Here is a 26,861-nt window from a genome sequence, read left to right on the forward strand (position 1 = left end):
TCAGGGCAACGGGACCTTGTCGAGCAGCGCGCGGGCGAGGCGATCGCCATCCCAGCCTTCGGCGGTCGCTTCGTAACTCGGAAGCACGCGGTGACGCAGGACATCGGGCGCGATCGCGCGCACGTCTTCCGGCGTGACGAAGTCGCGGCCCGCGAGCCATGCGCGCGCGCGGGCGCAGCGTTCGAGCGCGATCGAGCCGCGCGGGCTCGCGCCCCACGCGATGCGGCGCGCGAGCGCAGCGTCGTAGCGCGCGGGTTCGCGCGAGGCGAGCACGAGTTCGATCAGGTAACGCTCCACCGGCGGCGCGAGGTGCAGGTCGAGCACCGCGGCGCGCGCGGCGAACACGTCGTCGACCGGCATGCGTTCGATCGCATCGGACACGGGCTGCAGCACGTTGCGCGCGCGTTCGCGCGCCAGGCGCAGGATCTCGGTTTCGGTCGCCGCCTCGGGATAGCCGATGCGGATGTACATCAGGAAGCGATCGAGCTGCGCCTCGGGCAGCGGGAACGTGCCTTCCTGTTCGATCGGGTTCTGCGTCGCCATCACGAGGAACAACGGCGGCAACGGATAGGTCTGGCGCCCGACGGTGACTTGGCGTTCGCCCATCGCTTCGAGCAACGCCGACTGCACCTTCGCGGGCGCGCGGTTGATTTCGTCGGCGAGCAGCAGCGGATGGAAGATCGGGCCCGGCTGGAACTCGAAGCGACCGTCCTGCGGGCGCCAGACTTCGGTGCCCGTGAGGTCGGCCGGCAAGAGGTCCGGCGTGAACTGCACGCGCGCGAAGGCGGCGTCCAGGCGCGCGGCGAGCGCGCGGATCGCGCTGGTCTTGGCCAGGCCCGGCGCGCCCTCGACCAGCAAGTGGCCGTCGGCGAGCAGTGCGATGAGCAGGCGTTCGATCAGCGCGCCCTGCCCCACGATTTCCGCGGAGAGCTGGTCGCGCAGCGTCGCGAACGCGGCGTGCAAACGTGAGGGTGGATCGCTGCGGCTGTCCATCGCTTGGGGTGGTTCGGGGGATGGGCCGAGTTTGACTGGTTCCGCCCGCGTTGGTTCACCCCGAAACGACAACGGGGCCGTGAGGCCCCGTTGCATTCATCATCCGGCGAGGTTGATCAACCGCGCTGGGCGACCTGCATCACCTTCGGCGTCACGAAGATCAGCAGTTCCGCCTTTTCCTTCGAGCGGCCCTTCTTCTTGAAGAGGTTGCCGATCACCGGGAGGTCGCCGAGCCACGGCACCTTGGTAACGTCGGCGCGGTCGCGGAACTCGTACACGCCGCCGATCACCACCGTCTGGCCGTTGTCGATCAGCACCGCGGTGTTGATTTCGCGCTTGTTGATCTGCGGCACGTCGCCGATGCCCGACTGCACGAAGCCTTCGATCTCGTCCTTCTTGACCGCCATGTTGAGGAACACGCGGCCGTCGTTGGTGATCGTCGGGGTGACCTTGAGCTCGAGCAGCACGTCCTTGAACTGCACGTTCGGGATCGCGGCGGCGCCGGCGCCCTGCTGCTGGCTGACCGTCACGTAGCCGACTTCCTGGCCCTGGCGGATCACCGCTTCCTTCTGGTTGCTGGTGACGATGCGCGGGTTCGAGATCACTTCGCCGCGACCTTCTTCCTGCAGCGCGGACAGTTCGATGTCGAGCACGTAGCCGGCGTTGATGATCGACAGCGCGAGCGCGCCGGCGGCATCGACCACGGGCAGGTTGACGTTGAGCGCCTTCGTCAGCGTCGGTGCGACCAGCGGATTCGGCGTCGGGATCGCGCTGTTGGCGCGATTGGCCGCGGCGATCGAGTTCGCCGTATCGGTGTTGGCCGACACGTTGCCGTTGAACAGGACGTTCTCCTGCGTGCCGGCGATGCCGAACTTGGCGCCGAGTTCGCGGGCGAAGGATTCGGTCGCGATCACGATGCGGGCTTCGATCAGCACCTGGTCGACCGGCTTGTCCAGCAGGCTGACGAGACGGCGGACTTCGGAGACCTTCGCCGGGATGTCGATGACCAGCAACGTGTTGGTGCGACGGTCGAAGCTGATGCTGCCGCGCGGCGAGAGGAAGCCGCGCTGGTTGCCCGGGCCGGAGCTGCCGGCGCCCGTGCCCGACTTGCTTTCTTCGGTCAGCAGCTTGGCGATGTCCTCGGAGTTGCCGTAGTTGATCGGGATGTACTCCGTGATCATCTCGGCGCGGTTTTCGATCGCGATGCGGGCGTCTTCCTTCGCCTGCTCGTACTTCGCGATCTCGTCCTGCGGCGCGACCCACACGACGTTGCCGTCGCGGCGCTTGTCCAGGCCCTTGGCGCGCAGGACGATGTCCAGCGCCTGGTCCCACGGCACGTTGATCAGGCGCAGCGTCACGTTGCCCGCGATGGTGTCGGAGGCCACGATGTTGAGGTTGGATTCCTCGGCGATCAGCTGCAGGACGGTGCGCACCGGCACGTCCTGGAAGTTGAACGTCACCGGGCGGCCGCTGTAGGCGCGGACCGGCGCATTGGAGGCCGTCGCCTGGCCCATCGCGGTGCCGGACTTCGCCTGCGCCGCGCGCGGCACGATCTCGACGACGTATTCGTTGCCCGACTGGTAGGCCATCGTCTCGAAGTTGCCGTTGGTCGCGAGCACCAGCTTGGTGCCGGCGCCGTCGGCGCGTGCATCGATGCGCTGCACCGGCGTCGCGAAGTCGGTGACGTTGAGCGGACGCGCGAGCGACTGCGGGAGCTTCGCGTTACCGACGTCGATGACCACGCGCGAGCCTTCGGTGCGCATGTCGGGGACCGCGCCGGCGCCGCTGAAGCGCAGGCTCAGTCGACCCGCGCCGCCGTCGCCGCGCTTGAAGTCGATGTTGGACACCGCGATCGTGCCGGGCATCTGCTTGGCCGGATCGAGGCTGGGCGTCGGAGCGGTTGTTGCGGTCGCGGCAGCCTGGGCCATGACGACGCGCCCGGCCTGGGCCGCGTCCGCGGCGCCGAAGGCCACGACGAGCCCGATCGCGAGCCCCAGGGCCCCGGCCCGAAGCGAGGGGCGCCGTGCTGGCCGCGTCGAGTTGGCGTTGTGCAAGGTCATCGTCCTTTCCCCTTATTGATCTTCGAGCGCGACCGAAGCGGGTCGCTCCAGCCAGCCACCCGCGCCGTCCGGCACCAATTCCACGAGTTCGATCCGGTCTTCGTACACCGCGGTCACGCGACCGTCGGCCTGTCCCATGTAGACGCCCGGTCGCACGCGATAGGTCACCTTGTCAGGTGCCATCACCAACGCGATGAGGTCGGTTCCCCGGCCGATCGTGCCGACCATGTCCATGCTGTCGAGCGGGAACTGTTCCAACGTTTGCTTCGGGCGGTTGGGATCCGGGCGCGGACCGCTGCCGCCGCTGACGTCGCTGAAGGCTTCGCTGAAAGGATCGCGCAAGGCCTGTGCGGCGTACTCGAAGGTTTCGAACTGTTGCATCACGGGGAGCGGGTCGAGCGGCGGCGCGGGACGCGCCTTCACTTCGGCCACCCACTTCTCGAGGTTGCCCGCGGGATCGGGCCCGCTGGTGATGCTGCGACCGCAACCGGCCAGTGCCGCGGCGATCGCGACGACCAGCACCACGCGGGAGGTCTGCATGGAAGCCATCAGTGGTTTCCTCCCTGCGGTGCAGGCGTGGCCGGTGGCGCGGCAGGCGGCGCGGCCGCGGCGCCCGCGCCGGCGGTCTCGGTGTCGTCCAGGTAACGGTAGGTCTTCACGGTGCCGGCGAGCTGCAGGACGCTGTTCGGGCCGATCTTCGCGCCCGGCGACGGATTGCGCGGGGTCAGCACGATGTTGTGCATCGTCATGATCACCACGCGCGGCAGCGAAGCGACGCCGCTGACGAACGCGCCGAACTGGTGGTACGTGCCCACCATGCGCAGCTGGATCGGCTTCTCGGCGTAGAACTCCTTCGGCGCTTCCGGACCCGGCTGGAAGAGCTCGTTGGTGATGCCGGTCGCGAGCGCGGTCTGCGAGATGTCGATGATCAGGTCGGGCATCTCGGTCTTGCTCGGCAACTGGCGCAGCATCTGCTGCAGTTGCTGCTCCATCTGCGCGAGCTGGAGCTTGAGCGGTTCGAGGTTGGCGGCGCGGCCCTGCTTCGTTTCGAAGTCGGTGCGCAGGTTGCCTTCTTCGATCTCGAGCTTGGCGAGCTGCTCACGCTGGCCGGTGACCACGAAGTACCAGACCAGGCCGATGATGAAGGCGGCGATGATCGAGCAGAAGATGATCTTGTAGTGCGTCGGCCACAGCGCCGTGTTGTTGAGGCTGAGGTCCTTCAGCGCCATTTTTTTCTGGCTCATGGCGCGGCTCCAGTGGTCGGGGCGGCAGCGGGCGCGGCGGCGGCGGTGCTCGCCGGCGTGGGCACGGTGGTCGCCGCGGGCGCGGCGGCGGTACCGGGCGCGGCGGGCGTCACGTCGGTCGGCGGCGCCATCGGCGTGGCCGGCGCGTCGGGAATGCCGTCGCCGTTGGTGTCCTTCGGCGCGTTCGGGTTGGCGAGCTTGACTTGCAGGTCGAACTCGTACGGCAAGCCCTTGTTGTCGCCGCGCGCTTCGATCACCGACAGTTCGGGGTTGGTCATCCAGCCCGAGCTCTCGAGGTTGCGCATGTAGGTGGAGACGCGCGCGTTGGACTGCGAACGGCCCTTGAGCGTGAGCAGGTCACCGTTCTGCTGGATCGTGGTGAGCGTGACGCCGTCGGGAATCGTGCGCACCAGCGAATCGAACAGGTGGACCATCTGCGAGCGGTTCGCCTGCAGCTGCTCGATCACTTCCTTGCGCGCGAGGAGCTTCGCCTTCTTCTGGTCGAGGACCTCGATCTCCTTGATCTTCGCGTCGACCTGGGTGATCTGCTCGCGCAGGAAATCGTTGCGTTCGGTCTGCCCGTCGATCTGGGCGTTGTAGAACATGTAGATGAGACCGGCGATGAGCACCGCGCCGAGCGCGGAGGCGCCGACCATCGCGCCGAATTCCTTCTGGCGCTGGCGACGCCGCTCGGCGCGCCACGGGAGGAGGTTGATCCGTGCCATCAGTCGAAGCTCCTCAGGGCCAGGCCGCAGGCAATCATCAGCGCGGGGGCATCCTGGTTCAGCGCATGCGCCTGCACGCGCGGCCCAAGCGTCATCTGCGCCAGCGGGTTGGCGACTACCGTCGGCACGCCGAGTTGTTCCTCGACCATCGCGCCGATGCCGGGAATCGAGGCGCAACCGCCGGCGAGGACGATCTGGTCGACGCGGTTGAATTCGCTGCCTGCGTAGAAGAACTGCAGCAGTCGGCTGACCTGCTGGACCATCGCTTCCTTGAAGGGTTCGAGCACTTCGATGTCGTAGCTTTCGGGCAGGCCGCCCTGGCGCTTGGCGAGGCCGGCTTCTTCGTAGCTCAGGCCGTAGCGGCGCATGACTTCGTCGGTGAGCTGCTTGCCGCCGAAGACCTGCTCGCGCGAGTAAAGGCTGCGACCGCCGCGCAGGATGTTGAGCGTGGTCATCGTCGCGCCGGTGTCGACCAGGGCGATGATGCCGTCGCGCGGCGCGGTGAGCGTGTCGGCGAGCAGCGAGAAGGCGTTCTCGATCGCGAACGCCTCCACGTCCATCACCTTCGCGGAGAGGCCGCCGAGTTCGAGCGCGGCGACGCGGGCGTCGACGTTCTCGGTACGCGACGCGGCGAGCAGCACCTGCACCATTTCCGCGTTGCCGGGCATCGGGCCCAGCACCTCGAAGTCGAGATTCACTTCCTCGATCGGGTACGGAATGTAGTTGACCGCTTCGAGTTCGACCTGCGACTCCATGTCGATCTCTTCGAGGTCGCCCGGCATCGGGATGATCTTGGTGATCACCGCCGACCCCGCGACCGCCGCGGCGGCGTGCTTGGCCTTGGCGCCGGAGCGCGACACGGCGCGGCGGATGGCCTCGCCTACCGCTTCGACTTCCACGATGTTCTTTTCCACCACCGCGTTCGGCGGCAGCGGTTCGACCGCGTAATGCTCGACGCGGTAGCGATTCCCCGAGCGGGAGAGCTGCAGCAGCTTGACCGCAGTCGAGCTGATATCGACGCCGATCAAGGGCGGCTGGCTATTTGTGATCAGTCCCACGTTTTCTCCCCTAATCACGGGCGCTTACGCGCACAACGTGCCCCAGAGCATTAAATAACGGACTTTAAACGATCTGGCAACAGCCCCGTCCCCGGGCGCCTGTCACAAGTCCGAAATTCCCCCATCTCTACCCCTGCTGAACGGTATCGGCGACACATTCCGGCCGCCGGGCCGCTCCCCACGCCTCCTCTATACTCCGGGCTCAAGACGCCCGCAATCGGATTGGTTTGATGTCTCGTTTTCGTCGTGTGCTGCGTAGGGGTTTGGTGGCTTTCCTCGGTGCAGCCGTCCTGGGTGTCCTGGGATTGGGCCTGCTCTGGTTCCTCATCGCACCCAAGCTTCCTGATGTCGATCAGCTCCGCAACGTCGAGTTGCAGGAGCCTCTCTACGTGTACGCGCGCGACGGTCGCCTCATGGCGCTGTTCGGCGAAACACGCCGCTATCCCATCGAGATCGAGAAGGTCCCGCCGCGCCTGAAGCAAGCCTTCATCGCGATCGAGGACGCGCGCTTCTACCAGCACCACGGCGTCGATTACAAAGGCGTCGCGCGTGCGGTGTGGCTGATCGCGACCACCGACGCGAAGCGCGTGCCGGGTGGTTCGACGATCACGCAGCAGGTCGCGCGCCAGTTCTTCCTCAGTTCCGAGTACAGCTACACGCGCAAGCTCGCCGAGATGATGCTGGCGATGCGCATGGAGAACGAGCTGACGAAGGACGAGATCTTCGAGCTCTACCTCAACAAGAGCTTCTTCGGGAACCGCGCCTACGGCGTCGCCGCCGCGGCCGAGTTCTATTACGGCAAGTCGCTCGACCAGCTCTCGCTCGACGAGATGGCCACGCTCGCGTCGATCCCGAAGTTCCCGTCCAGCGGCAACCCGATCACCAATCCCGAGCGCGCGAAGCTGCGCCGCGATTACGTGCTCGAACGCATGGCGGACCTGAAGTTCATCTCGCCCGCCGAGGCGAACGCCTCGGCCGCGGTGGCGATGCACGCCACGCCGCACGAACGCCCGATCGAGGTCTACGCGCCGTACGTCGCGGAAATGGTGCGTCAGGAAATGGTCGCGCGCTTCGGCGGCGACGTGCTGACCAAGGGTTATCACGTCACCACCACGATCGATCCGGCGCTGCAGGCCGCCGCCGACCAGGCGGTGCGCGACGGGCTGCGCACGTACGACCACCGCCACGGCTGGCACGGCGTGGAGAAGCAGGTCGAACTGCAGGCCGGCGACACGCCGGAAACGATCCGCGGCCACTTGCGCGGCATCGTGATGCAGGGCGGCCTCATGCCCGCGATCGTCACGGGCGAATCGGACAACACGGCGACCGTGATGCTGTCCGACGGCACCCAGGTCGACCTCGGAAGCGACGCGAGCGAATGGACCGGGCGTTCGCCCGCTTCGCTGCTCGCGCGCGGCGACATCGTGCGCGTGCGCATCGACATGCCGAAGCCGGCGGTGGGCAAGGACGGCAAGCCGGTCGCCGCCGAAGCGGTCGACGCGACGCCGAAGTACAAGCTCGACCAGTTGCCGCGCGCGCAATCGGCGCTGATCTCGCTCGAAGCCAACACCGGCGCCCTGCGCGCGCTCGTCGGCGGCTTCAGCTTCGCCGGCCAGAAGTTCAACCGCGCCACGCAGGCGCGCCGCCAGCCGGGCTCGAGCTTCAAGCCGTTCCTGTACGCGGCGGCGTTCGAACGCGGCTTCAATCCCGCCTCGATCGTGCTCGATGCGCCGGTCGTGTTCCGCGATCGCGTCGGCCACATCTGGCGCCCGCAGAACGACACCGGCAACTTCGCCGGCCCGATGCGCCTGCGCGAAGCGCTCGTGCAGTCGCGCAACCTCGTGTCGGTGCGCCTGCTCGACGCGATCGGCGTGGACTACGCGCGCAAGTACATCAGCCACTTCGGCTTCCCGATCGACCACCTCGTGCCGAATTTGTCGATGTCGCTCGGCGCGTCGTCGCTGCAGCCGCTCGCGGTCGCGCGCGGTTACGCGGCGTTCGCCAACGGCGGCTTCCTGGTGACGCCGTGGTACGTCGACGAAGTGAAGGACCGCAACGGCAAGGTGATCTTCAAGGAGAAGCCGAAGGTCGCGTGCCCCGGTTGCGGCATGCGCAACGGCCAGCTGGTGTCGTCGACGGTCGTCGACGGCTTCGACCTCGGCAACACGCCCGCACCGGCGCCGGCGAATGCGGCGACCGTCGCGAAGCCCGTCGAACCCGCGAAGGTCCCCGAGGGCAGCGAACTCGCGCCGCGCGCGATCGACGAACGCGTCGCCTACCAGTTGCAGTCGATGATGCGCGACGTCGTGCAGCGCGGCACCGGCACCGCGGCGAAGGTGCTCGAACGCCCCGACGTCGGCGGCAAGACCGGTTCGACGAACGACCACCGCGATGCGTGGTTCTCCGGCTTCGGCGGCGGCGTGGCGACGACCGTGTGGGTCGGTCGCGACGACTACAAGTCGCTCGGCTATCGCGAGTACGGCGGCAAGGCCGCATTGCCGATCTGGATCGACTACATGCGCGTCGCGCTCGATGGTCGCCCGGTGATGGCGAACGATCCGCCGCAGGGCATGGTCGAAGTCGCGGTCGGCGCCGGCGGGCATCTCGTCGCCAACGGCACCGGCGGCATCACCGAGTGGGTGAAGACCGAAGACCTCGAGCGCATGGAAACCTACGTGGACTACGGCCCCGAAGACGCGGCGCCGAGCGAAGACACGTACGACATCTTCTGATCGAACACCGGCCTTGCGCCGGTGTGACATCGTGGGCACGGGCCGATGCGGTAGAGTCGGCCCGGGACCACCTCGGAGGACGCGCCATGCATCACGCCCGTCAGCATGCCGAGACCCGCACCCGCGAACGCCGCCGTCGCCTCGCCCACGAGGCCGCGCGCCTGATGGCCGAAGGCGGCATCCGCGATTTCCACATGGCCAAGCGCAAGGCCGCCGAACGCCTCGGCATCCACGACGACGCGTCGCTCCCGCGCAACAGCGAGATCGAAGACGCGTTGCGCGAATACCAGCGGCTGTTCCAGGGCGATGCGCAGGTCGCCGGATTGCGCCAGCGTCGCGAGGCGGCGTTGCGTGCGCTGGAGTTCTTCGCCGTGTTCGATGCGCGCCTCGTCGGTCCGGTGCTCGATGGCACGGCCGATCGGCATTCGCCCGTCGCGCTGCATCTGTACACCGATGACGCCGATTCGGTCGCGCGCCAGCTCGAGCAGCACGGCATTCCCGCCGAATCGCGTTCGCGCCGCGTGCGCCTGGATCGCGAACGCGCGATCGACGTGCCGGTGTGGGTGTTCAGCGCCGAGGACCTGACGTTCGACCTCGCCGTGTTGCCGCACGATGCATTGCGGCAGGCGCCGCTGTCGTCGATCGACGAAAAGCCGATGAAGCGCGCGTCGCTGTCGCAGCTGCGCACGCTGCTGGCCGAAGAAGAGATCGCCGGCTACGAATCCGGCCGGTAGACATGCAAACGCCCCGCGGATGCGGGGCGTTGCGTTCCAGCTTCGTCGCGATCAGCGCTTGTCGAGCGCGGTGTAGTCGCGTTCGGCGTAACCGGTGTAGATCTGGCGCGGACGGCCGATCTTCGCTTCCGGGTCGGTCTGCTGTTCGAGCCAATGCGACACCCAGCCCGCGGTGCGCGCGATGGCGAACATCACGGTGAACATCTCGGTCGGGATGCCCAGCGCCTTGTAGATGATGCCCGAGTAGAAATCGACGTTCGGGTAGAGCTTGCGCTGCACGAAGTACTCGTCCTTCAGCGCGGCTACTTCCAGCTTCATCGCCACTTCGAGCAGCGGGTCGTTGACGCCGAGCTCGTTGAGCACCTGGTGGCACATCTCGCGGATGATCTTCGCGCGCGGGTCGAAGTTCTTGTACACGCGATGGCCGAAGCCCATCAGGCGGAAGCCCGATTCCTTGTCCTTCGCCTTCGCGACGGCAGAACCGACGTTTTCCGGACGGCCGATCTCTTCGAGCATCTGTAGCACGGCTTCGTTCGCGCCACCGTGCGCGGGACCCCACAGCGCGGCGACGCCGGCGGCGACGCAGGCGTACGGGTTCGCGCCGGTCGAACCGACGAGGCGCACGGTCGAGGTCGACGCGTTCTGCTCGTGGTCGGCGTGCAGGATGAAGAGCAGGTCCAGCGCCTTCGCGGCGACCGGGTTGAGCTCGAGCGGTTCGCTCGGCACTTCCTTCATCATGTGCAGGAAGCGCGTGGTGAACTCGAGGTTGTTCTTCGGGTAGCGGATCGGCCAGCCGATCGAATAGCGATAGCACGCGGCGGCGATCGTCGGCACCTTCGCGATCAGGCGGATCGCGGCGAGGCGGCGCTGTTCGGCGTCCTCGAGATCGAGCGAACCGTGGTAGAAGCTCGCCATCGAACCGAGCATGCCGACCATCATCGCCATCGGATGCGCGTCGTGGCGGAAGCCGTACAGGAACGTGCGGAACGCCTCGTGCATCATCGTGTGATGCGTGACCTCGTGTTCGAACGTGTCGAACTCGGTCTTCGACGGCAGTTCGCCGTTCATCAGCAGGTACGCGACTTCGAGGAAGCTCGAATTCTTGGCGAGCTGTTCGATCGGGTAACCGCGATACAGCAGCACGCCCGCGTCGCCGTCGATGTAGGTGATCGCCGACTTGCACGCCGCGGTGGCGGTGAAGCCCACGTCGTACGTGAAGCAACCGGTTTCCTTCGGCAGCTTCGCGATGTCGATGCACGGCTGGCCGAGGACGGGATGCTGCACGGGCAGTTCGACATTCTTGTCGCCGGCCGTCAACGTCACCTTGTCGAGTTTGGACACGAGGCACTCCTTGGAAATGCGATACGCCGCGGGCACGCCGCGGAAGGCCGGAATTATTGCATGGCGCGATGCGGCGCACGCCCCCGACTTTCGTCCTGGTTCGTTGCACCAAAGTTGAAGGAAAGCACTAAAAAACGGCCTCGCCCATGTAACTCGGCTGGAAACGAAAACGGCCGCCCAAGGGCGGCCGTTCGTCTCGACGGGCAGGAAGCCCGCGAGGAATTACTTCGCGGCGCCGTAGCGCTTGCGGAACTTGTCGACGCGACCGCTGGTGTCGACGATCTTGTTCTTGCCCGTGTAGAACGGGTGGGTCGCGGACGAGATTTCCACCTTGATCAGCGGATACTCGTTGCCATCCTCCCACTTCACGCTTTCCTTGGAAGAAAGCGTCGAGCGCGTGAGGATGCGGAAATCGGAGGTCACGTCGTGGAAAACGACGTCGCGGTATTCGGGATGGATGCCGGCCTTCATGGCTGCCACCGGGTCTGAGCTGGGAAAGAGCGGCATTCTAGCCGCCCCGTTGAGCTCGGCGCAACCCGGGAGGTGAGCGGGAATCTGAACCCTCGGATCTTCACCATCTTCCCCGAGGCCCATTCCAGCTTCCGCGAAGGGTTGGGACGCATCGTCGGCAGGCGTCGCTCCGCGCCCGGCGAAGTGCGTAAAGGCGCGCCCTAGAGTGGTTCCAGCGCATCTGGAACCCCGCTTTGAATGACCTTCCATCGCTTCCGTTCACCGAGCAGGTGGCCGCACGCGCTTGCTCCGGCGACCGGCGCGGCCCGTCGCTCAGGCTCGGCCGAACACCCGCTTCCCTGCGCATGTTGGGTTTCCCCGATCTTCCTTTGCGGATGACGGCGGGCGTCTTCCACAAGGTGGCGACCGGCAAGTATGGCGAACGCGAAACGGTGCCCTTGCGCGTGATTGCACGTTTGCCGGAACTGATCGATGAGCCGATGGCGCTGTTCGACTCCGCTTCGGTGCAAGGCGCGCTGGTCGTGCTGACGTCGGCGCGCGTCGCATCAGGTGTCGTGATCGCCGCGGTGTTGTCGAACGCGCGCGACGCGAACACGACAGTCAACCTGGTGACGAGCGTCTATGCGAAGGAGCGTATCGACTGGTTCGCCGAGCAGATACGCGCGGGGCGACTGCGATACGCAGACGAAAAAAAGGGCTCCGACATCCTGGAAGTCTCAGGCCACGCGCTCGACTGCGGGGCGGAGCCGGGTAATCGAAACCCTTCGACGCGGACGGTACTCCGGGCGGAGGACCTGCGCAACTTCAGGACGGCGCAACGCGCGGTGCGATTGTTCTCGCTGGTGGACTAGCCCGCCGCCAGCGCGGCCTCCAGCCGCGCTTCGAACGCCGCCTGGTCGTAGCGTCGCAGGATCGCGACGTTGTCGGGTCGGCCTTCTTCACGGCGCCAGTCGACGATGGTCGCGCCGCGGGCGTGGCGGCCTTCGAGTTCGACCACCATCGGGCGCTCGGCCATTTCGAGTGCGCCTCCGGGGTGCAGGGCCAGCGCCATCGCCAGTGCATCGGCCGAGTGCCAGAGCTCGCCGCGGCGGCCTTCGGCCCATTCGCGCGTGCGGCGCGAGATCGCGTCGTAGAAGCGCGCGCGCTTGGCGTCCGCGCGCACCCAGCGTTCGAAGCGCGCGTGGGGGAAGCCGTGCGCCATCACCGCTTCCCAATCCGCGAGTTCGGTGCGCTCGAACGACTGGAACACGATGTGCGCCGCTTCCGGATCGAAGGCGATGTTGAATTCCGCGGCCGCGGTGATGTTGCCGTGCGCGGTGACGGCGCCGCCCATCACGACGAGGCGCGCGACGCGCGAAGGCAGCGTCGGATCGAGCCGCAGCGCGAGCGCGAGGTTGGTCAGCGGACCCAGGCACACGAGCAGCAGCTTGCCGGCGTGCACGTGCGACAGGCGCAGGATCGCGAGTGCGGCGTGTTCGGTTTCCGCATTGCGCGCAGGTGCGTCGTAGCCGATCTCGCCGAAGCCGTCGCGACCATGCACGTAGCCTGCATCGCGCGAAGGATGCAGCAGCGGTCCGGTGGCGCCCGCGAACACCGGCGCCGGGTGGTCGGCCACTTCGCACAACTTGAGCGCGTTGCGCACGGTGTGCGAGAGGCCGACGTTGCCCGCGGCGATGGTGAGCCCGATGACCTCGTGTCGCGGATCGTCGAAGGCCATCAGGATGGCGAGTGCGTCGTCGACGCCCGGATCGGTGTCGATGAGGAGCGGGATGCGGTCGGTCATGGTGTCCATCAGGCGGAGGCGTAACGCGCGGCGCCGCCGACCCAGCGGTCGATGATGCGGTCGGCGAGCGCGGGGTCGTCGGCGAGCAACTGGTCGGCGAGCGTGCGCACGCGCGGCAGCAGCGCTGCGTCGCGCGCGAGGTCGGCGACGCGGAACGCGGCCAGGCCCGTCTGCCGCGTGCCGAGCAGTTCGCCCGGGCCGCGCAGTTGCAGGTCCTTTTCCGCGATCACGAAACCGTCGTTGGTTTCGCGCATGGTTTCCAGGCGTTGCTTCGCCATCTGCGAGAGCGGCGACTGGTACAGCAGCACGCACGAGGACACGGCACTGCCCCGCCCCACGCGTCCGCGCAGCTGGTGCAACTGCGACAGGCCGAGGCGCTCGGCGTTTTCGACCACCATCAGCGACGCATTGGGCACGTCGACGCCGACTTCGATGACCGTCGTCGCGACGAGCAGGTCGAGGTCGCCGTCCTTGAACGCGCGCATCGTCGCCTGCTTCTCGGCGGCCTTCATGCGGCCGTGCACGAGGCCGACGCGCACGTGCGGCAACGCTGCAGACAACGACTCGAAGGTCGTCTGCGCGGCCTGCGCGATCACTTCGTCGCTGTCGTCGATCAGCGTGCACACCCAGTAAGCCTGGCGACCTTCGGCGCATGCGGCGCGGATGCGTTCGACGAGTTCGGGGCGGCGATCGGCGCTGAGCGCGACGGTCTGCACGGGCGTGCGGCCGGGCGGGAGTTCGTCGATCGCCGAGACATCGAGGTCGGCGTACGCGGCCATCGCGAGCGTGCGCGGGATCGGCGTCGCGGTCATCACCAACTGGTGCGGCACGCTGTCGCCGCCGGCGCCCTTGTCGCGCAGGGCGAGGCGCTGGTGCACGCCGAAGCGATGTTGTTCGTCGACGATGGCGAGTGCGAGGTCGTCGAAGGCGACGCTTTCCTGCATCAACGCATGCGTGCCGACGACGACCTGCGCTTCGCCGGACGCCACCGCCGCGAGCACCTGCGTGCGTGCGCGCCCGGTGACCTTGCCGGCGAGCCAGGCGACGCGCACGCCGAGCGGTTCGAGCCACGCGCGCAGGTTGACGAGGTGTTGCTCGGCGAGCAGTTCGGTCGGCGCCATCAACGCCGCCTGCCGTCCGCCTTCGACCGCGAGCATCGCGGCGAGCGCGGCGACCACGGTCTTGCCGCTGCCGACGTCGCCCTGCACCAGACGCAGCATCGGATGCGGTTGCGCGAGATCGTGACGCACCTGCGCATACACGCGCGACTGCGCGCCCGTCAGCGCGAACGGCAACGCATCCTGCAGGCGTTGCGCGAGCTTGCCCTTGCCGGCGAGCACCGGCGCGCGATGGCGCTGCAAGGCGATGCGCTGGCGACGCAGGCTCAGGTGATGCGCGAGCAGTTCTTCGAGCGCGAGTCGCTGCTGCGCCGGATGCGTGCCCGCGAGCAACGCGGCGATGTCGGCATCGCGCGGCGGACGATGCATCGTGAGCAACGCGTCGCGCAGCGAGGGCAACGCGAGTGCGTCGCGCATCGATGCGGGCAACAATTCCAGTGCTTCGGCTTCGGGCAACTTCTCGAGCGCCTGCCCGATCAGCTTGCGCAGCGACGCCGGACCGATGCCTTCGATCGCCGGATACACCGGATCGAGCTGCTCGCCGAGGGCATCGCCCGCATCGCCGACCACGCGATAACTCGGATGCACCATCTCCATGCCCTTCCCGCCCGCGCGCGGCATGCCGTAGCAGCGCACGCGCGCACCGGGCGAAAACTGCGCCGCCTGTTGCGCGCGGAAGTGGAAGAAACGCAGCACGAGCGTGCCGTGCGATTCATCGCCGATCGCCACGCGCAACGACGGGCGATAACGGAATCCGCGTTCGACCGCTTCGACGACGCCTTCGACCTGCGCGGCGACACCGGCGCGCAGGTCGCGGATCGCCGTCAGCGACGTGCGGTCTTCGTACTGGCGCGGCAGGTGCAGCCACAGGTCCTGCAGCGTGAGCAGGCCGCGCGTCGCGAGTTTTTCGGCCACGCGCGGGCCCACGCCGGCGAGCGACGACAGCAATGCGTCGCCTGCGGCGGCGAATCCGGGAATCGGTCGAGCGACGCGCGCCACGCGTTCGTCGGTGGCGTCAGTCGAGGACCACGATGGCGTCGACCTCGAACTGCGCGCCGCGCGGCAGCGAAGACACGCCGATGGTCGAGCGCGCGGGATACGGCGCTTCGAAGTAATCCGACATCACCGCGTTGACGCGTGCGAACTGGTCGAGGTCGGTGAGGTAGAGCCCGAGGCGCACGACGTCGTCGAGCGAACCGCCCGCGGCTTCGCACACCGCGCGCAGGTTGTCGAACGCGCGGCGCGCCTGCACCTCGATGTCGCCTTCGACCAGCAGGCCGGTGTCGGGGTCGAGCGCGATCTGGCCGGACAGGAACACGGTCTCGCCGCGGCGGACCGCCTGCGAGTACGGCCCGATGGCCGCGGGCGCGCGGTCGGAATGGATGGGCTGGCGGGGCATCGGCGAAGCTCTCTTCAGCGGGGCGATGCGCGCAGTGTAGGCAACCGTCAGAGGCGCTGCACGCCGTGCACGACGTGCAGGCGCCGCACGCGGCGGATCACGTCGGCCAGGTGCTTGCGATCGTGCACTTCGATCGAGAAGCGGATGGCGCTGACGTTGCTGTCGCGTTCGACGTATTCGACGCGGTCGATGTTCGACTCGGCCTGGGCGATCGCCGCCGCGACCTGCGCGAGCACGCCCGGGCGGTTGTCGACTTCGATCTTGAGCGCGGCCTGGTAGTCGCCGGTGACTTCGCGGTCCCAGCCCACCGGCACCCAGCGTTCCGGCGACTTGCGCAGCTCGGCGACGTTCGGGCACTCGAGGCGGTGCACGACGATGCCGCGGCCCGCCGTGTGGTAGCCCATGATCTCGTCGCCCGGGATCGGCAGGCAGCAGTTGGCGAAGGTGATGACGCCGCGTTCGCTGCCGGTGATCAGGATGCGGTCGGTCGACGGGCTGAACAGCCCTTCGACGCTGAGCAGGTCGCTGGTGTCGGCGACGTCGGGCATGCGGCGCGCGAGCACGTTCGACACCTGCGACGGCATGCGGTTGCCGAGCGCGATGTCGGCGAGCAGCGCTTCCAGGCGCGGGTAGCGGTGCTCGGCGAGGTAGGCGTCGAGATGCTGCTGCGGAAGCCGGTCGAGCGAGGTGCCCAGCGATTCCAGCGCGCGATCGAGCATGCGATGGCCGAGGTTGACCGCGTCTTCGTGTTCGAGGTGCTTGAGCTGGTGCCGGATCGCGGTGCGCGCCTTGCCGGAGACGACGAACTCCAGCCACTGCGGCTTCGGCGTCGACGACTTCGCGGTGATGATCTCCACCGTCTGCCCGCTCACCAGCTTCGTGCGCAGCGGCACGAGCGCCTTGTCCACGCGCGCGGCGACCGCCTTGTTGCCGACGTCGGTATGCACCGCGTAGGCGAAGTCGAGCACGGTGGCGTTGCGCGGGAGCGAGAGGATCGCGCCCTTCGGCGTGAACAGGTAGACCTCGTCGGGGAAGAGGTCGACCTTGACGTTCTCGAGGAACTCCAGCGACGAACCGGTGGCGCGCTGCGATTCGACGAGGTTGGCGATCCACTGCGACGCGCGGCTCTGCGCGCTGGTCGGCGAATCGCCGCCGTGCTTGTACGACCAGTGCGCCGCGATGCCGCGTTCGGCGATCAGGTCCATCTCCTCGGTGCGGATCTGCACTTCGATCGGCGAACCGTAGGGGCCGAACAACACCGTGTGCAGCGACTGGTAGCCGTTGGCCTTCGGGATCGCGATGAAATCGCGGAAGCGCCCGTCGAGCGGCTTGAACGCGGTGTGCACCACGCCGAGCGCGTGGTAACACTCCGGCACCGTGCGCACGACGATGCGGAAGCCGAACACGTCCATCACCTGGTCGAGCGTCTTTCCCTCCGCGCGCATCTTGCTGTAGATGCTCCACGGCGACTTGATGCGGCCGACGAGGCGATACGAGAAGCCTTCCTTCGTCAGCCGCTGCGCGAGGCGCGCTTCGATCTGCGTGAGCGACTCGCGGCGCACCACGGGCTGCATGCGGATGCGCTTTTCGATCACCGCGTGGCGCCACGGATGCAGGCCGCGGAACCCGAGGTCCTGCAACTCGGCCTTGATCAGGTTCATGCCGAGGCGCTGCGCGATGGGCGCGTAGATCTCCAGCGTCTCGGTGGCGATGCGGCGGCGTGCTTCGATGCTCTGCGCGCCGAGCGTGCGCATGTTGTGCAGGCGGTCGGCGAGCTTGATCAGGATGACGCGCAGGTCGCGCGCCATCGCCAGCAGCATCTTGCGGAAACTTTCGGCGGCGGCTTCCTGGCGGTCGCGGAACTGGAGCTTGTCCAGCTTCGTCACGCCGTCGACCAGTTCGGCCACCGTCTCGCCGAACTCCTTTCCGATCGCCATGCGCGTGAGCGGCGTGTCCTCGATCGTGTCGTGGAGGATCGCGGCGATCAGGGTCTCGACGTCGAGGCGCTCTTCCGCCAGCACCGTCGCGACCGCGACCGGGTGCGTGATGTAGGGCTCGCCCGACTTGCGCATCTGGCCCACGTGGGCCGCGGCGCCGACCGCCCACGCGCGGCGGAGCAGCGCGAGCTGGTCCGGCGGCAGGTAGGAAGCAGCCTTCTCCAGCGCGATGACGTACTCGGGCACCACCGGGGTCGGCGGCGCTTCGGCGAGCAGATGCGCGGGTTCTGTCGGGGGGGACATGGGGCCAGCCTACCGCTTTTGGCCCCCGAAAAAGAGAAGGCCCCGCAATGCGGGGCCTTCGGGTGGATCAGTCGTCGCCCTTGGACATGTCGTCGTCGGCGACCACTTCCGCGGCGGCCCATTCGAGGGCTTCGCGTTCCTTGCGTTCGCGTTCGGCCTTGTCGACGGCCTCGATGAAGTCCGTGTCGATCTGGCGGGCGGCGATCTCGCGGAGGGCGAGGACCGTCGGCTTGTCGTTGGCTTCGGTGTTGTCGATGCGGGGCTCGACGCCATTGGCGAGCTGGCGCGCGCGCTTGGCGGCCATCATCACGAGTTCGAAGCGGTTATCGACCACTTCCAGGCAATCTTCGACGGTAATGCGCGCCATGGGGCTCCTGGCCTTGCGGGCCTGGCTGACTACAAAGGGGTCGCGATTGTATGGGGCCGCCGCCGCCGAATGCAAGCGAGGGCCTTGCGAATCAAGCGTTTAGGCTTCAGGAACCGGCGTGCAGCAAGGCCTGGATGAGGTTTGCGTGGCGCAGGTCCTGCATCGGCCGGCGCAAGCGGCTGGCGGTGAAGATCGCGCACATCTCTCCGACCGCGGTCTCGAAGTGCTCGTTGACGATCACGTAGTCGAAGTCGACGTAGTGCTCCATCTCCTCGCGCGCGGCGGCCAGGCGACGCTGGATCGTCTCCTCGCTGTCCTGCCCGCGCACGCGCATGCGGTGTTCGAGCGCATCGGCGGACGGAGGGAGGATGAAGACCGACACCGCGTCGGGGACCTGCTTGCGCACCTGCAGCGCGCCCTGCCAGTCGATTTCGAGCAACACGTCCTTGCCGGCCGCGAGTTGCGGTTCGACCGACTGCTTGGCCGTGCCCTTCCAATCGCCATGCACGAGCGCGTGTTCGAAGAAGTCGCCGGCGGCGACCATCGCCTTGAACTCGTCGGCGCTGACGAAGTGGTAGTGCTCGGCGTGGCGTTCGCCCGGACGCGGCGCGCGCGAAGTGAAGGAGATCGACAGCCGGATGTTCGCGTCGCGCGCGAGGCACGCGTTGACGATGCTCGACTTGCCGGCCCCGGAGGGCGCCGCGACGATGAAAAGCGTTCCGCGCATCGGGCTCGTGCTCATTCGATGTTTTGGATCTGTTCGCGGACCTGGTCGATCAGCACCTTGAGCTCGACCGCCGCCGCCGACGTCCGCGCATCGACCGACTTGCTGCCGAGCGTGTTGGCCTCGCGGTTGAATTCCTGCAGCAGGAAGTCGAGTCGGCGACCGACCGGTTCCTTCTGCCCCAGCACGCGGCGCAATTCGGCGACGTGGCTGTCGAGGCGATCGAGTTCCTCGTCGACGTCGAGCTTCTGCAGGCCGATCACCAGTTCCTGTTCGAAGCGGCCCGGATCGACCGGCTGCGCGAGGTCGGCCAGGCGCGTTTCCAGTTTCTGGCGCAGGGCGGCGCGGATCTCGGGAACGAGCGCGCGCACGTCGCCCGCGATGCGCGCGATGGCGACGTTGCGCTCGCCGATCACGGCGGCGAGGTTGGCGCCTTCGCGTTCGCGCGAGGCGACGAATTCGGTGAGGACCTGGTCGAGCAGCGACAGCGCTTCGGCGTGCAGCGTGGCCGGATCGGTCGCGCGCGAACCGAGCATGCCGGGAAACTGCAGCAGGTCGGTGAAGTTGACCTGCATGGTCGGGAAGCGCGAGAGCAGGTCGCGGGCGATGCCGGACAGCTGGTCGACGACCGCCGGGTCCACGCGCAGCGCATCGCTGCCTTCGGGTGCGCGCAGGCGCATGCCGACATCGAGCTTGCCGCGCGAGATGCGCGCACCGATGCGTTCGCGCAGCGCCGGTTCCAGCGCGCGCAAGTCGTCGGGCAGGCGCGTGCCGATCTCGAGGAACCGGTGGTTCACCGAGCGCAGCTCGCAGGTCAGCGTGCCCCAGGGCGTCGTGCGTTCGCCCGAGGCGAAGGCGGTCATGCTGCGGATCACGGCGGTTCCCGGGGCGACTGGAGGGCGGATGGTAATCTAGCTCCCCGCCTTTCCGCCGATTTCGCAGGCCTCCCCCATGACCCACGTGCGCCCCAGCGGCCGCATGCCCGAACAGCTGCGCGCGGTGAGCCTGCAGCGCGGATACACGCGCCACGCCGAGGGTTCGGTGCTGGTGTCCTTCGGCGATACGCGCGTGCTGTGCACCGCCAGCGTCGACAACAAGGTGCCCGGGTTCCTGCGGGGCAAGGGCGAAGGCTGGGTCACGGCCGAGTACGGGATGCTGCCCCGCGCGACCCATTCGCGCTCCGATCGCGAAGCCTCGCGCGGAAAGCAGGGCGGTCGCACGCTCGAGATCCAGCGCCTCATCGGCCGCGCGTTGCGCGCCTGCGTCGACCGCACCGCGCTGGGCGAACGCACCATCACGCTGGATTGCGACGTGCTGCAGGCCGACGGCGGCACGCGCACGGCCGCGATCACCGGCGCTTACGTCGCGCTCGTCGACGCGGTGCGCTGGCTGCAGTCGCGCAAGGAAATCACGCGCGATCCGATCCATGGCGCGGTCGCCGCGGTGTCGGTCGGCCTGTGGCGCGGCGCGCCGGTGCTCGACCTCGACTACGCCGAGGACAGCGCCTGCGACACCGACATGAACGTCGTGATGAACGACGGCGGCGGCTTCATCGAAGTGCAGGGCACGGCCGAAGGCCATGCGTTCCGCCGCGCCGAACTCGATGCGCTGCTCGGCCTCGCCGAAAGCGGCATCGCGCAGCTGTTCGCGCTGCAGCGCGAGGCGCTCGCGTCGAAGTGAACGACATGGCACGGCGCCTGGTCCTGGCGAGCGGCAACGCGGGCAAGCTGGTCGAGTTGCGCGACCTGCTCGGCGATGCGGGCCTGCAGCTGCACCCGCAATCCGAGTTCGGCGTGCGCGATGTCGACGAGACCGGCCTGACCTTCGTCGAGAACGCCTTGCTGAAGGCCCGCCACGCCGCGCGCGAAACGGGTTTGCCGTCGCTCGGCGACGACTCCGGGCTGTGCGTCGACGCGCTCGGCGGCGCGCCGGGCCTGTATTCGGCGCGCTATGCCGGCGCGCACGGCGATGCGCAGGCGAACATCGCCAAGTTGCTCGATGCGCTGCGCGACGTGCCGGACGATGCGCGCACCGCGCACTTCCACGCGGTCGTCGTGTTGCTGCGCACGCCCGACGATCCGCAGCCGATCATCGCCGAAGGGCGCTGGCCGGGCCGCATCCTGCACGCGCCGCGCGGCGACGGGGGGTTCGGTTACGACCCGGTGTTCCTCGACATGCAATTGAACGCGTCCGCCGCCGAGCTCGACCCGGCGACGAAGCATGCGCGCAGCCATCGCGGGCTCGCGCTCGCCGCGCTGCGTGCGCGATTGCACGAACTTTAATTGTGCTCTGACCCCTGTTTTTGCTCACGCCGATGTCACTCGTCACGCCGCCGCTGTCGCTGTACGTCCACCTGCCCTGGTGCGTGCGCAAGTGTCCGTATTGCGACTTCAACTCGCACGAGCAGCGCGGCGTGTTGCCGTTCGGTGCGTATATCGATGCGCTGATCGCGGACCTCGACCAGGACTTGCCGCTCGCATGGGGGCGCGTCGTGCATTCGGTGTTCTTCGGGGGCGGCACGCCGTCGTTGTTCCCGCCCGAGGCGATCGATGCGTTCCTGCAGCAGGCGAGCGCGCGGTTGAAGTTCGCACCGGGGCTGGAGATCACGCTCGAAACCAATCCGGGCACCGCCGAACACGGCCGCTTCGAGGGGTATCGCGCTTCGGGCGTGAATCGCCTGAGTTTCGGCATCCAGAGTTTCGACGACGGGTGCCTGCAGCGCCTCGGCCGCATCCACGATTCGGGCGAAGCGGTGAGCGCGGTGAAGCTCGCGCAAGACGCGGGCTTCGACAACATCAACGTCGACCTGATGTACGCCTTGCCGGGGCAGTCGCTCGCGATGGCGGTCGACGACGTCGAACGCGCGATCGCATTGCAGCCCGCGCACCTGTCGCACTACCAGCTCACGCTCGAACCCAACACGGTGTTCGCCGCGCGGCCGCCGCAGGGCATTCCCGACGAAGACACGAGCTGGGACATCCAGGAAGCCTGCCAGGTGCGCATCGCGCAGGCGGGGTTCGAGCATTACGAAGTGTCGGCCTACGCGAAGCCGGGGCGGCAATCGCAGCACAATCTCAATTACTGGCGCTTCGGCGATTACCTCGGCATCGGCGCGGGTGCGCACGGCAAGTTGACGCTCGGCGCTTCGCAGTCGGTGCTGCGGCGGTGGAAGGTCAAGCATCCGACCGAATATCTCGCGAAGGCGGGCAGGCCCGAATCGATCGGCGGCGACGAAACGCTGACCGCGACGCGCCTGCCCTTCGACTACATGCTCAACGCGTTGCGGTTGCACGAAGGCTTCGCGCTCGACGCGTTCGAGAAGCGCACCGGGCTGCCGCGCGCGGCGATCGCCGGCCGACTCGACGCGGCGCGCGAGCGCGGGTGGCTGGACGTGTCGGCCGACGGGCACGTTCGTCCGACCGAACTGGGCCGGCGCTTCACCAACGACGTGGTTGGGCTGTTCCTCGAGGACTGACCTCGAGGACTGACCTCGAAGACTGACCTCGAAGACTGATCGCGCCGATCACTGACGCACGGGGCCGCAAAGCGACGCCCGTCGTCAGCCGGGCCGGTCGCTCTCGGCAAAATGACGCACTGCAAGGCGCGCGCGAGTGGCGAGCGTGTCGGCGTCGTGCTATCAAGCGCGGAACGTACCGCGCGAGCGTCCGATGCCCGTTTCGTTCGACCTGCCCGGCACCCACACGCCACCGGCGACCCTTGCCTCGGCCAACCTGCCCCGTCGCGTGCGCCGGGTCATGGATCATCTCCTCAGCTTCGTGTCCGACGAGATGGCGCGCCATCTCTCGCAGATGCTCAACGAGGCCGAGCAGCAACTGTTCCGGCTCGCCGACCACGCGCGCAATCCCGGCATCCAGGCCGGGCACATGGAAACGCTGCGGACCCTGCGCCTGAATCGCGCGGACCTCGTGCCGCGTTACCTGATCGGCCTGGAATCGGCGCTCGCGAACGTGCGCGATCCGAAGGCCGCGGCGCGCCTGGGCGTGACCGGCGTGAAGCAACCCTCGTTCCGCAACCTCAGCTTGGTCGACGACGAATCGATGGACGAGGACTCGGTGCTGCGCGACATCGCGTTGCGCCACGAATCGCGCGCGAGCCTCCCGCTGCATCTGCTCGGGCAGCGCTTCGGCGTGCTCGCGGGCCAGCCGGCCTTCGACGCCGAACGCCTGCCGGTGGGTCCGCAGATGCTCGGCCGCATCCTGCGCGAGGCGGCCAACGCGTTGCAGATCGGCCTCGAGGCGCGGCTGTTGCTGTTCCGCACCTTCGACCGCGTGGTGATGATCCATTACGGCCACCTCGCGGAAACGATGAACGCGTTGCTCGAACGCGACGGCATCCTCCCGAGCCTGGCCTACGTGCCGCTGCGCGTGCGCCCGGTGCTGCAGAACCCGAAGGGGCCGACGCCGGCCGAACGCATCCGCCAGGAAAAGCCGGCACCGGCGCATGGCGGTGGTGGCGGCGCAGGCGCCGGTTCGAACTTCGCGCTCGGCGGCGGCGACCCGGCCGGCGGATCGCACGCCGCATCGCACGACGGCCACGCAAACGTCGACGCCGACGATGCGCACGCCGACGCGCACGGCGGATCCGGCACGGCGCAGGCGCCGCGTCCGCGCGCCGCGGGCGGCCCGCGCGACATCCATCGTCCGCATACCGCGTGGATGGGCGAACAGGACGGCGAGGACGGGGGCTTCGACGAATCCGCCGCATACGCATTGCTGCAGCAACTGCTCTCGGGTCGCCGCGACCTGATCGGCAAGCTGCGACCCGCCGCGCGCCAGGAACGCACGCGCCAGGAACTGCCCACGCCCGACCTGCTGCGCGCGCTCGACAACCTCGTCTCCTCGCCGGTCTCGCCGACCGGCAGCCCGCGCAGCCTGCTCGACATCAAGCAGACGCTGCTCGCGCAGTCGCGCCAGGTGCACGGCAAGGGCGCCGCGTTCTCGCGCGAGGACAACGACGCGTTCGAACTGCTCGGCATGCTGTATTCGCAGATCGAACGCGAAGTGCGGCGCGATACGCCCGCGGTCGGCCTGCTCGGCCGGTTGCAGGTGCCGCTGCTGCGCGTTGCGTTGCAGGATCGTGCGTTCTTCGTGCGCCAGCAGCATCCGGCGCGCCAGCTGCTCAACGCCGTCGCCGAATCGGGCGCGACGTGGCTCGGCGATGAAGACGTCGATCCGCAGCTCGTGCATTCGCTGCGCAACGCGGTCGAACACGTCGTCCAGAATTTCCGCGAAGACCCGGCGGCCTTCGACACCGCCAACCGCGAACTGCAGACCAGCCTCTCGCACCTCGCGCGCAAGGCGGAAGTCACCGAGCGCCGCCACGTCGAGGCCGCGCGCGGCAAGGAAAAGCTCGAGCTCGCCAAGCGCCGTTCCACCGAAGTGATCGAAGCGGCGGTGCGCGACCAGCGCCTGCCGAAGTTCGTGCGCGCGTTGCTCAACCAGGCCTGGGCCGACGTGCTCACGCTGACGCTGCTGCGCCACGGCGAGGATTCGGAAGACTGGCAGAAGCAACTCGAAGCCACGCGCCACATCGTGGCCGCGACCGGCGGCAAGGCGTCGGGCCCGACGGATCCGCATCTCGCCACGCAGATCGAGGGCTCGCTGGTCCAGGTCGGTTACCACATCGACGAAGCGGGCGCGATCGCGCGCCGCCTCACCACCGGCATCGCGGAAGACGAAGACGATCCGGCCTCGCGCACCGAACTGGCGATGAAGCTCAAGGCGCGCGCGCGCCTTGGCGAAGACGCCGAGACGCCGAAGCCGAAGCTGCCGCCGCGCACGCCGGAGGAGCAATCGGCGTACGAGCACCTGCGCACCCTGCCCTTCGGCTCGTGGTTCGAATTCATCGCCAACCAGCAGGGCGATCGCATTCGTCGCCGCCTGTCGTGGTTCAGCCCGATCACCGACAACGCGCTGTTCGTCAACCAGCGCGGCCAGCGCGTCGGCGAGCAATCGCTGGACAGCCTGGCGCGCATGATCGCGATCGGACAGGCGCACATCGTCACCGCCGACAAGGGTCGCCTCGTCGACCGCGCCTGGCACGGCGCGCTCAACGCGCTGCGCAGCTTCGCCGGCGGCAAGGCCCAGGAGGAGGGCGCATGATCGACGAATTCCGCCGCGCGCGGCGCCGCAAGGTCGCCGACACGGTGATCGTGGTGGACACGATGGTCGATGCGGTCGTCGGCCGGCTCGGCAACCTGTCGGAGACCGGCATGTTGCTGATGGCCAACACCGCCATGCACGAAGACGCGCTGTACCAGTTCCGCTTCAACCTCAACGACCCGCACGGGCGCGAGGCGCCGATCGAAGTCGGCGCGCACCTGCTGTGGCAGGACGCGGCGCATGCCTCGGGCCAGCGGTGGAGCGGGTTCCGCTTCATCACGGTGCCCGACGAGCACATGAAGCAATTGCGTGAATGGATCGATGGCCCCGGAGGCCAGTACGAGTAACGGGGGCTGCCTCATCATCCCGCGGGGTGCAGAATGGCGGTTCTCCCCGCCCTGCCTCCACGCCCATGTCCGCCAATCTTGCTTCGCTCTACGCCGACCATCTCGATACGCTCAAGCGCCGCGCCGATGAAGCGCTGCAACGCGGCGGGTTCGATGCGCTGGTGGTGCCGAGCGGGCGGCTGCATTACCAGGTGTTCGACGACCGGGACTATCCGTACGCGGTGAACCCGCAGTTCAAGGCGTGGGTGCCGCTCGTGAAGTTGCCCGACAGCTGGCTCGTGTACGTGCCCGGCCAGCGTCCGAAGGTGATCTACCTGCAGCCGTTCGACTACTGGCACGTGGTGCCCAGCGCGCCGTCCGGCGACTGGGTGCAGCACATGGACGTCGTCGTCATCCGCACGCCGGAGGAAGCGCTGCAGCACCTGCCGAAGGACCCGGCGCGCTGCGCGATCCTCGGCGAGGCGCAGAGCACGGTCGGCGCGTTCGCGCCCAACAATCCGCCGGCGGTGGTGGCGTACCTGGAATACCACCGCGCGTTCAAGACGCCGTACGAAGTCGAGATGATGCGCGCCGCCAGCCGCATCGGCGTGCGCGCGCATCGTGCGGCGGAACGCGCGTTCCGCGCCGGCGCCAGCGAGTTCGGCATCCACCTCGCGTATTGCCAGGCCGCGCAGCAGGATGCGATCGACCTGCCGTACAACAACATCGTCGCGCTCAACGAACACGGCGCGGTGCTGCATTACACCGATCGCGACCGCCTGCCGCCGAAGCCGGTGCGCAGCTTCCTGATCGACGCCGGCGCGGGCCATGTCGGCTACGCGTGCGATATCACGCGTACGTATTCGCACGACACGGGCGACGAGTTCCAGGCGTTGATCGACGCGATGGACGTCGCGCAGTTGCGCATGTGCGACCAGGTGCGCAACGGATTCGACTATCGCCAGCTGCACCTGGACGCGCACCTGTCGATCGCGCGCATCCTCAAGGACTTCGGCCTGATCACGGTGACGCCGGAAGTCGCGGTGGAAACCGGCGTGAGCTCGGCGTTCTTCCCGCACGGCATCGGCCATGGCATCGGCCTGCAGGTGCACGACGTCGCCGGCTTCGCCGAATCCGATCGCGGCGGCACGTTGCCCAAGCCCGAAGGCCATCCGTACCTGCGCCTCACGCGCACGCTCGCGCCGGGCATGGCGGTGACGATCGAACCGGGCCTGTACTTCATCGACATGCTGCTCGAGCAGCTGAAGGATCGCGGCCTCGGCCCGAGCGTCGACTGGGGTCGCGTCGATGCGTTCCGCCCGTTCGGCGGCATCCGCATCGAAGACGACGTGGTGTGCACGGACGCTGCGCCGCTGAACCTGACGCGCGAAGCCTTCGCTGCGTGATGTCGCGTGGCGGGCGCT

The 26,861-nt window shown here is 68.1% G+C and carries 24 protein-coding genes; 9 read left to right on the forward strand and 15 right to left on the reverse strand.

The window, feature by feature from the left end:
• The 6 genes from LK996_RS13795 to LK996_RS13820 form a co-directional block, all read right to left on the reverse strand.
• Complete coding sequence (locus LK996_RS13795; RefSeq protein WP_230527937.1) at nucleotides 1–993, reverse strand: AAA family ATPase; 993 nt, start codon at nucleotides 991–993, stop codon at nucleotides 1–3.
• 116 nt (nucleotides 994–1,109) lie between these two features.
• Entirely contained in the window at nucleotides 1,110–3,053 is a 1,944-nt protein-coding gene (locus LK996_RS13800) for a type IV pilus secretin PilQ (RefSeq protein WP_230527938.1), read from the reverse strand.
• Between the two features lie 12 nt (nucleotides 3,054–3,065).
• Entirely contained in the window at nucleotides 3,066–3,593 is a 528-nt protein-coding gene (locus LK996_RS13805; protein WP_425493778.1) for a pilus assembly protein PilP, read from the reverse strand.
• An 8-nt stretch (nucleotides 3,594–3,601) separates the two neighbouring features.
• Nucleotides 3,602–4,297 carry a type IV pilus inner membrane component PilO gene (locus LK996_RS13810; RefSeq protein ID WP_230527940.1) on the reverse strand — a complete coding sequence of 232 codons (696 nt, stop codon included), beginning with the start codon at nucleotides 4,295–4,297 and terminating at the stop codon, nucleotides 3,602–3,604.
• Nucleotides 4,294–5,022, reverse strand: a complete 729-nt coding sequence (locus LK996_RS13815; protein WP_230527941.1) for a PilN domain-containing protein — start codon at nucleotides 5,020–5,022, stop codon at nucleotides 4,294–4,296. Before LK996_RS13815 ends, LK996_RS13810 begins: the two co-directional genes overlap by 4 nt.
• Nucleotides 5,022–6,080 carry a type IV pilus assembly protein PilM gene (locus LK996_RS13820; protein WP_230527942.1) on the reverse strand — a complete coding sequence of 353 codons (1,059 nt, stop codon included), beginning with the start codon at nucleotides 6,078–6,080 and terminating at the stop codon, nucleotides 5,022–5,024. The genes LK996_RS13815 and LK996_RS13820 overlap by 1 nt, the downstream gene beginning before the upstream one ends.
• 230 nt (nucleotides 6,081–6,310) lie before the next feature.
• Between LK996_RS13820 and LK996_RS13825 the strand changes: the two genes are divergently transcribed.
• Complete coding sequence (locus LK996_RS13825; protein ID WP_230527943.1) at nucleotides 6,311–8,812, forward strand: penicillin-binding protein 1A; 2,502 nt, start codon at nucleotides 6,311–6,313, stop codon at nucleotides 8,810–8,812.
• An 86-nt stretch (nucleotides 8,813–8,898) separates the two neighbouring features.
• Nucleotides 8,899–9,546: a hypothetical protein gene (locus LK996_RS13830; protein WP_230527944.1), complete on the forward strand. Its 648-nt coding sequence runs from the start codon at nucleotides 8,899–8,901 to the stop codon at nucleotides 9,544–9,546.
• 51 nt (nucleotides 9,547–9,597) lie between these two features.
• Here the strand turns inward: LK996_RS13830 and LK996_RS13835 are convergent, their stop codons facing one another.
• Nucleotides 9,598–10,887 (reverse strand): citrate synthase, encoded by a 1,290-nt coding sequence (locus LK996_RS13835; RefSeq protein WP_230527945.1) that lies wholly within the window; start codon nucleotides 10,885–10,887, stop codon nucleotides 9,598–9,600.
• 222 nt (nucleotides 10,888–11,109) lie between these two features.
• Nucleotides 11,110–11,358 (reverse strand): type B 50S ribosomal protein L31, encoded by a 249-nt coding sequence (locus LK996_RS13840; protein ID WP_230527946.1) that lies wholly within the window; start codon nucleotides 11,356–11,358, stop codon nucleotides 11,110–11,112.
• Between the two features lie 344 nt (nucleotides 11,359–11,702).
• On the opposite strand from LK996_RS13840, the gene LK996_RS13845 reads away from it, so the two are divergent.
• Nucleotides 11,703–12,209 (forward strand): MuF-C-terminal domain-containing protein, encoded by a 507-nt coding sequence (locus tag LK996_RS13845; protein WP_230527947.1) that lies wholly within the window; start codon nucleotides 11,703–11,705, stop codon nucleotides 12,207–12,209.
• On the opposite strand, the gene LK996_RS13850 is transcribed toward LK996_RS13845, so the two are convergent.
• The 7 genes from LK996_RS13850 to LK996_RS13880 form a co-directional block, all read right to left on the reverse strand.
• On the reverse strand, nucleotides 12,206–13,141 hold the full coding sequence (locus LK996_RS13850) for a nucleoside hydrolase (protein ID WP_230527948.1): 936 nt from the start codon (nucleotides 13,139–13,141) through the stop codon (nucleotides 12,206–12,208). The genes LK996_RS13845 and LK996_RS13850 overlap by 4 nt on opposite strands.
• 8 nt (nucleotides 13,142–13,149) lie before the next feature.
• Nucleotides 13,150–15,258, reverse strand: a complete 2,109-nt coding sequence (gene recG, locus LK996_RS13855) for an ATP-dependent DNA helicase RecG (protein ID WP_230527949.1) — start codon at nucleotides 15,256–15,258, stop codon at nucleotides 13,150–13,152.
• A 16-nt stretch (nucleotides 15,259–15,274) separates the two neighbouring features.
• A complete protein-coding gene (locus LK996_RS13860; protein ID WP_230527950.1) occupies nucleotides 15,275–15,658 on the reverse strand; it encodes a RidA family protein in 384 nt (127 codons plus the stop codon).
• Between the two features lie 47 nt (nucleotides 15,659–15,705).
• The gene (locus LK996_RS13865) at nucleotides 15,706–17,898 is read right to left on the reverse strand and encodes a RelA/SpoT family protein (RefSeq protein WP_230527951.1); all 2,193 of its coding nucleotides are present in this window, start codon (nucleotides 17,896–17,898) and stop codon (nucleotides 15,706–15,708) included.
• A gap of 67 nt (nucleotides 17,899–17,965) precedes the next feature.
• Nucleotides 17,966–18,265, reverse strand: a complete 300-nt coding sequence (gene rpoZ, locus LK996_RS13870) for a DNA-directed RNA polymerase subunit omega (RefSeq protein WP_230527952.1) — start codon at nucleotides 18,263–18,265, stop codon at nucleotides 17,966–17,968.
• A gap of 106 nt (nucleotides 18,266–18,371) precedes the next feature.
• Nucleotides 18,372–18,992: a guanylate kinase gene (gmk, locus tag LK996_RS13875; protein WP_230527953.1), complete on the reverse strand. Its 621-nt coding sequence runs from the start codon at nucleotides 18,990–18,992 to the stop codon at nucleotides 18,372–18,374.
• A gap of 11 nt (nucleotides 18,993–19,003) precedes the next feature.
• Entirely contained in the window at nucleotides 19,004–19,864 is an 861-nt protein-coding gene (locus LK996_RS13880) for a YicC/YloC family endoribonuclease (protein ID WP_230527954.1), read from the reverse strand.
• Between the two features lie 76 nt (nucleotides 19,865–19,940).
• Between LK996_RS13880 and rph the strand changes: the two genes are divergently transcribed.
• The 6 genes from rph (at nucleotide 19,941) to pepQ (ending at nucleotide 26,843) form a co-directional block, all read left to right on the forward strand.
• The gene (gene rph, locus LK996_RS13885) at nucleotides 19,941–20,669 is read left to right on the forward strand and encodes a ribonuclease PH (RefSeq protein ID WP_230527955.1); all 729 of its coding nucleotides are present in this window, start codon (nucleotides 19,941–19,943) and stop codon (nucleotides 20,667–20,669) included.
• A 5-nt stretch (nucleotides 20,670–20,674) separates the two neighbouring features.
• Nucleotides 20,675–21,271 (forward strand): RdgB/HAM1 family non-canonical purine NTP pyrophosphatase, encoded by a 597-nt coding sequence (gene rdgB / locus LK996_RS13890; protein ID WP_230527956.1) that lies wholly within the window; start codon nucleotides 20,675–20,677, stop codon nucleotides 21,269–21,271.
• Nucleotides 21,272–21,303: 32 nt separating this feature from the next.
• The gene (gene hemW / locus LK996_RS13895) at nucleotides 21,304–22,464 is read left to right on the forward strand and encodes a radical SAM family heme chaperone HemW (RefSeq protein ID WP_230527957.1); all 1,161 of its coding nucleotides are present in this window, start codon (nucleotides 21,304–21,306) and stop codon (nucleotides 22,462–22,464) included.
• 193 nt (nucleotides 22,465–22,657) lie between these two features.
• Entirely contained in the window at nucleotides 22,658–25,111 is a 2,454-nt protein-coding gene (locus LK996_RS13900; protein WP_230527958.1) for a DUF1631 domain-containing protein, read from the forward strand.
• Nucleotides 25,108–25,458 carry a PilZ domain-containing protein gene (locus LK996_RS13905; RefSeq protein ID WP_230527959.1) on the forward strand — a complete coding sequence of 117 codons (351 nt, stop codon included), beginning with the start codon at nucleotides 25,108–25,110 and terminating at the stop codon, nucleotides 25,456–25,458. The genes LK996_RS13900 and LK996_RS13905 overlap by 4 nt, the downstream gene beginning before the upstream one ends.
• A gap of 65 nt (nucleotides 25,459–25,523) precedes the next feature.
• Nucleotides 25,524–26,843 (forward strand): Xaa-Pro dipeptidase, encoded by a 1,320-nt coding sequence (gene pepQ, locus LK996_RS13910; protein WP_230527960.1) that lies wholly within the window; start codon nucleotides 25,524–25,526, stop codon nucleotides 26,841–26,843.
• Nucleotides 26,844–26,861: the final 18 nt, after the last annotated feature.

This window comes from Noviluteimonas lactosilytica (genome assembly GCF_020866925.1).
Lineage (GTDB): Bacteria > Pseudomonadota > Gammaproteobacteria > Xanthomonadales > Xanthomonadaceae > Noviluteimonas > Noviluteimonas lactosilytica.

Bases quoted from the DNA above. Each gene is read 5' to 3' on its own strand.
- LK996_RS13805 (WP_425493778.1), bottom strand. From the start codon at position 3,593: ATGCAGACCTCCCGCGTGGTGCTGGTCGTCGCGATCGCCGCGGCACTG.
- rph (WP_230527955.1), top strand. From the start codon at position 19,941: ATGACCCACGTGCGCCCCAGCGGCCGCATGCCCGAACAGCTGCGCGCG.
- LK996_RS13815 (WP_230527941.1), bottom strand. From the start codon at position 5,022: ATGGCACGGATCAACCTCCTCCCGTGGCGCGCCGAGCGGCGTCGCCAG.
- LK996_RS13800 (WP_230527938.1), bottom strand. From the start codon at position 3,053: ATGACCTTGCACAACGCCAACTCGACGCGGCCAGCACGGCGCCCCTCG.
- rpoZ (WP_230527952.1), bottom strand. From the start codon at position 18,265: ATGGCGCGCATTACCGTCGAAGATTGCCTGGAAGTGGTCGATAACCGC.
- LK996_RS13900 (WP_230527958.1), top strand. From the start codon at position 22,658: ATGCCCGTTTCGTTCGACCTGCCCGGCACCCACACGCCACCGGCGACC.
- LK996_RS13830 (WP_230527944.1), top strand. From the start codon at position 8,899: ATGCATCACGCCCGTCAGCATGCCGAGACCCGCACCCGCGAACGCCGC.
- LK996_RS13840 (WP_230527946.1), bottom strand. From the start codon at position 11,358: ATGAAGGCCGGCATCCATCCCGAATACCGCGACGTCGTTTTCCACGAC.
- LK996_RS13810 (WP_230527940.1), bottom strand. From the start codon at position 4,297: ATGAGCCAGAAAAAAATGGCGCTGAAGGACCTCAGCCTCAACAACACG.
- hemW (WP_230527957.1), top strand. From the start codon at position 21,304: ATGTCACTCGTCACGCCGCCGCTGTCGCTGTACGTCCACCTGCCCTGG.
- LK996_RS13795 (WP_230527937.1), bottom strand. From the start codon at position 993: ATGGACAGCCGCAGCGATCCACCCTCACGTTTGCACGCCGCGTTCGCG.
- LK996_RS13865 (WP_230527951.1), bottom strand. From the start codon at position 17,898: ATGTCCCCCCCGACAGAACCCGCGCATCTGCTCGCCGAAGCGCCGCCG.
- LK996_RS13845 (WP_230527947.1), top strand. From the start codon at position 11,703: ATGTTGGGTTTCCCCGATCTTCCTTTGCGGATGACGGCGGGCGTCTTC.
- rdgB (WP_230527956.1), top strand. From the start codon at position 20,675: ATGGCACGGCGCCTGGTCCTGGCGAGCGGCAACGCGGGCAAGCTGGTC.
- LK996_RS13825 (WP_230527943.1), top strand. From the start codon at position 6,311: ATGTCTCGTTTTCGTCGTGTGCTGCGTAGGGGTTTGGTGGCTTTCCTC.
- LK996_RS13850 (WP_230527948.1), bottom strand. From the start codon at position 13,141: ATGACCGACCGCATCCCGCTCCTCATCGACACCGATCCGGGCGTCGAC.
- gmk (WP_230527953.1), bottom strand. From the start codon at position 18,992: ATGCGCGGAACGCTTTTCATCGTCGCGGCGCCCTCCGGGGCCGGCAAG.
- LK996_RS13860 (WP_230527950.1), bottom strand. From the start codon at position 15,658: ATGCCCCGCCAGCCCATCCATTCCGACCGCGCGCCCGCGGCCATCGGG.
- pepQ (WP_230527960.1), top strand. From the start codon at position 25,524: ATGTCCGCCAATCTTGCTTCGCTCTACGCCGACCATCTCGATACGCTC.
- LK996_RS13905 (WP_230527959.1), top strand. From the start codon at position 25,108: ATGATCGACGAATTCCGCCGCGCGCGGCGCCGCAAGGTCGCCGACACG.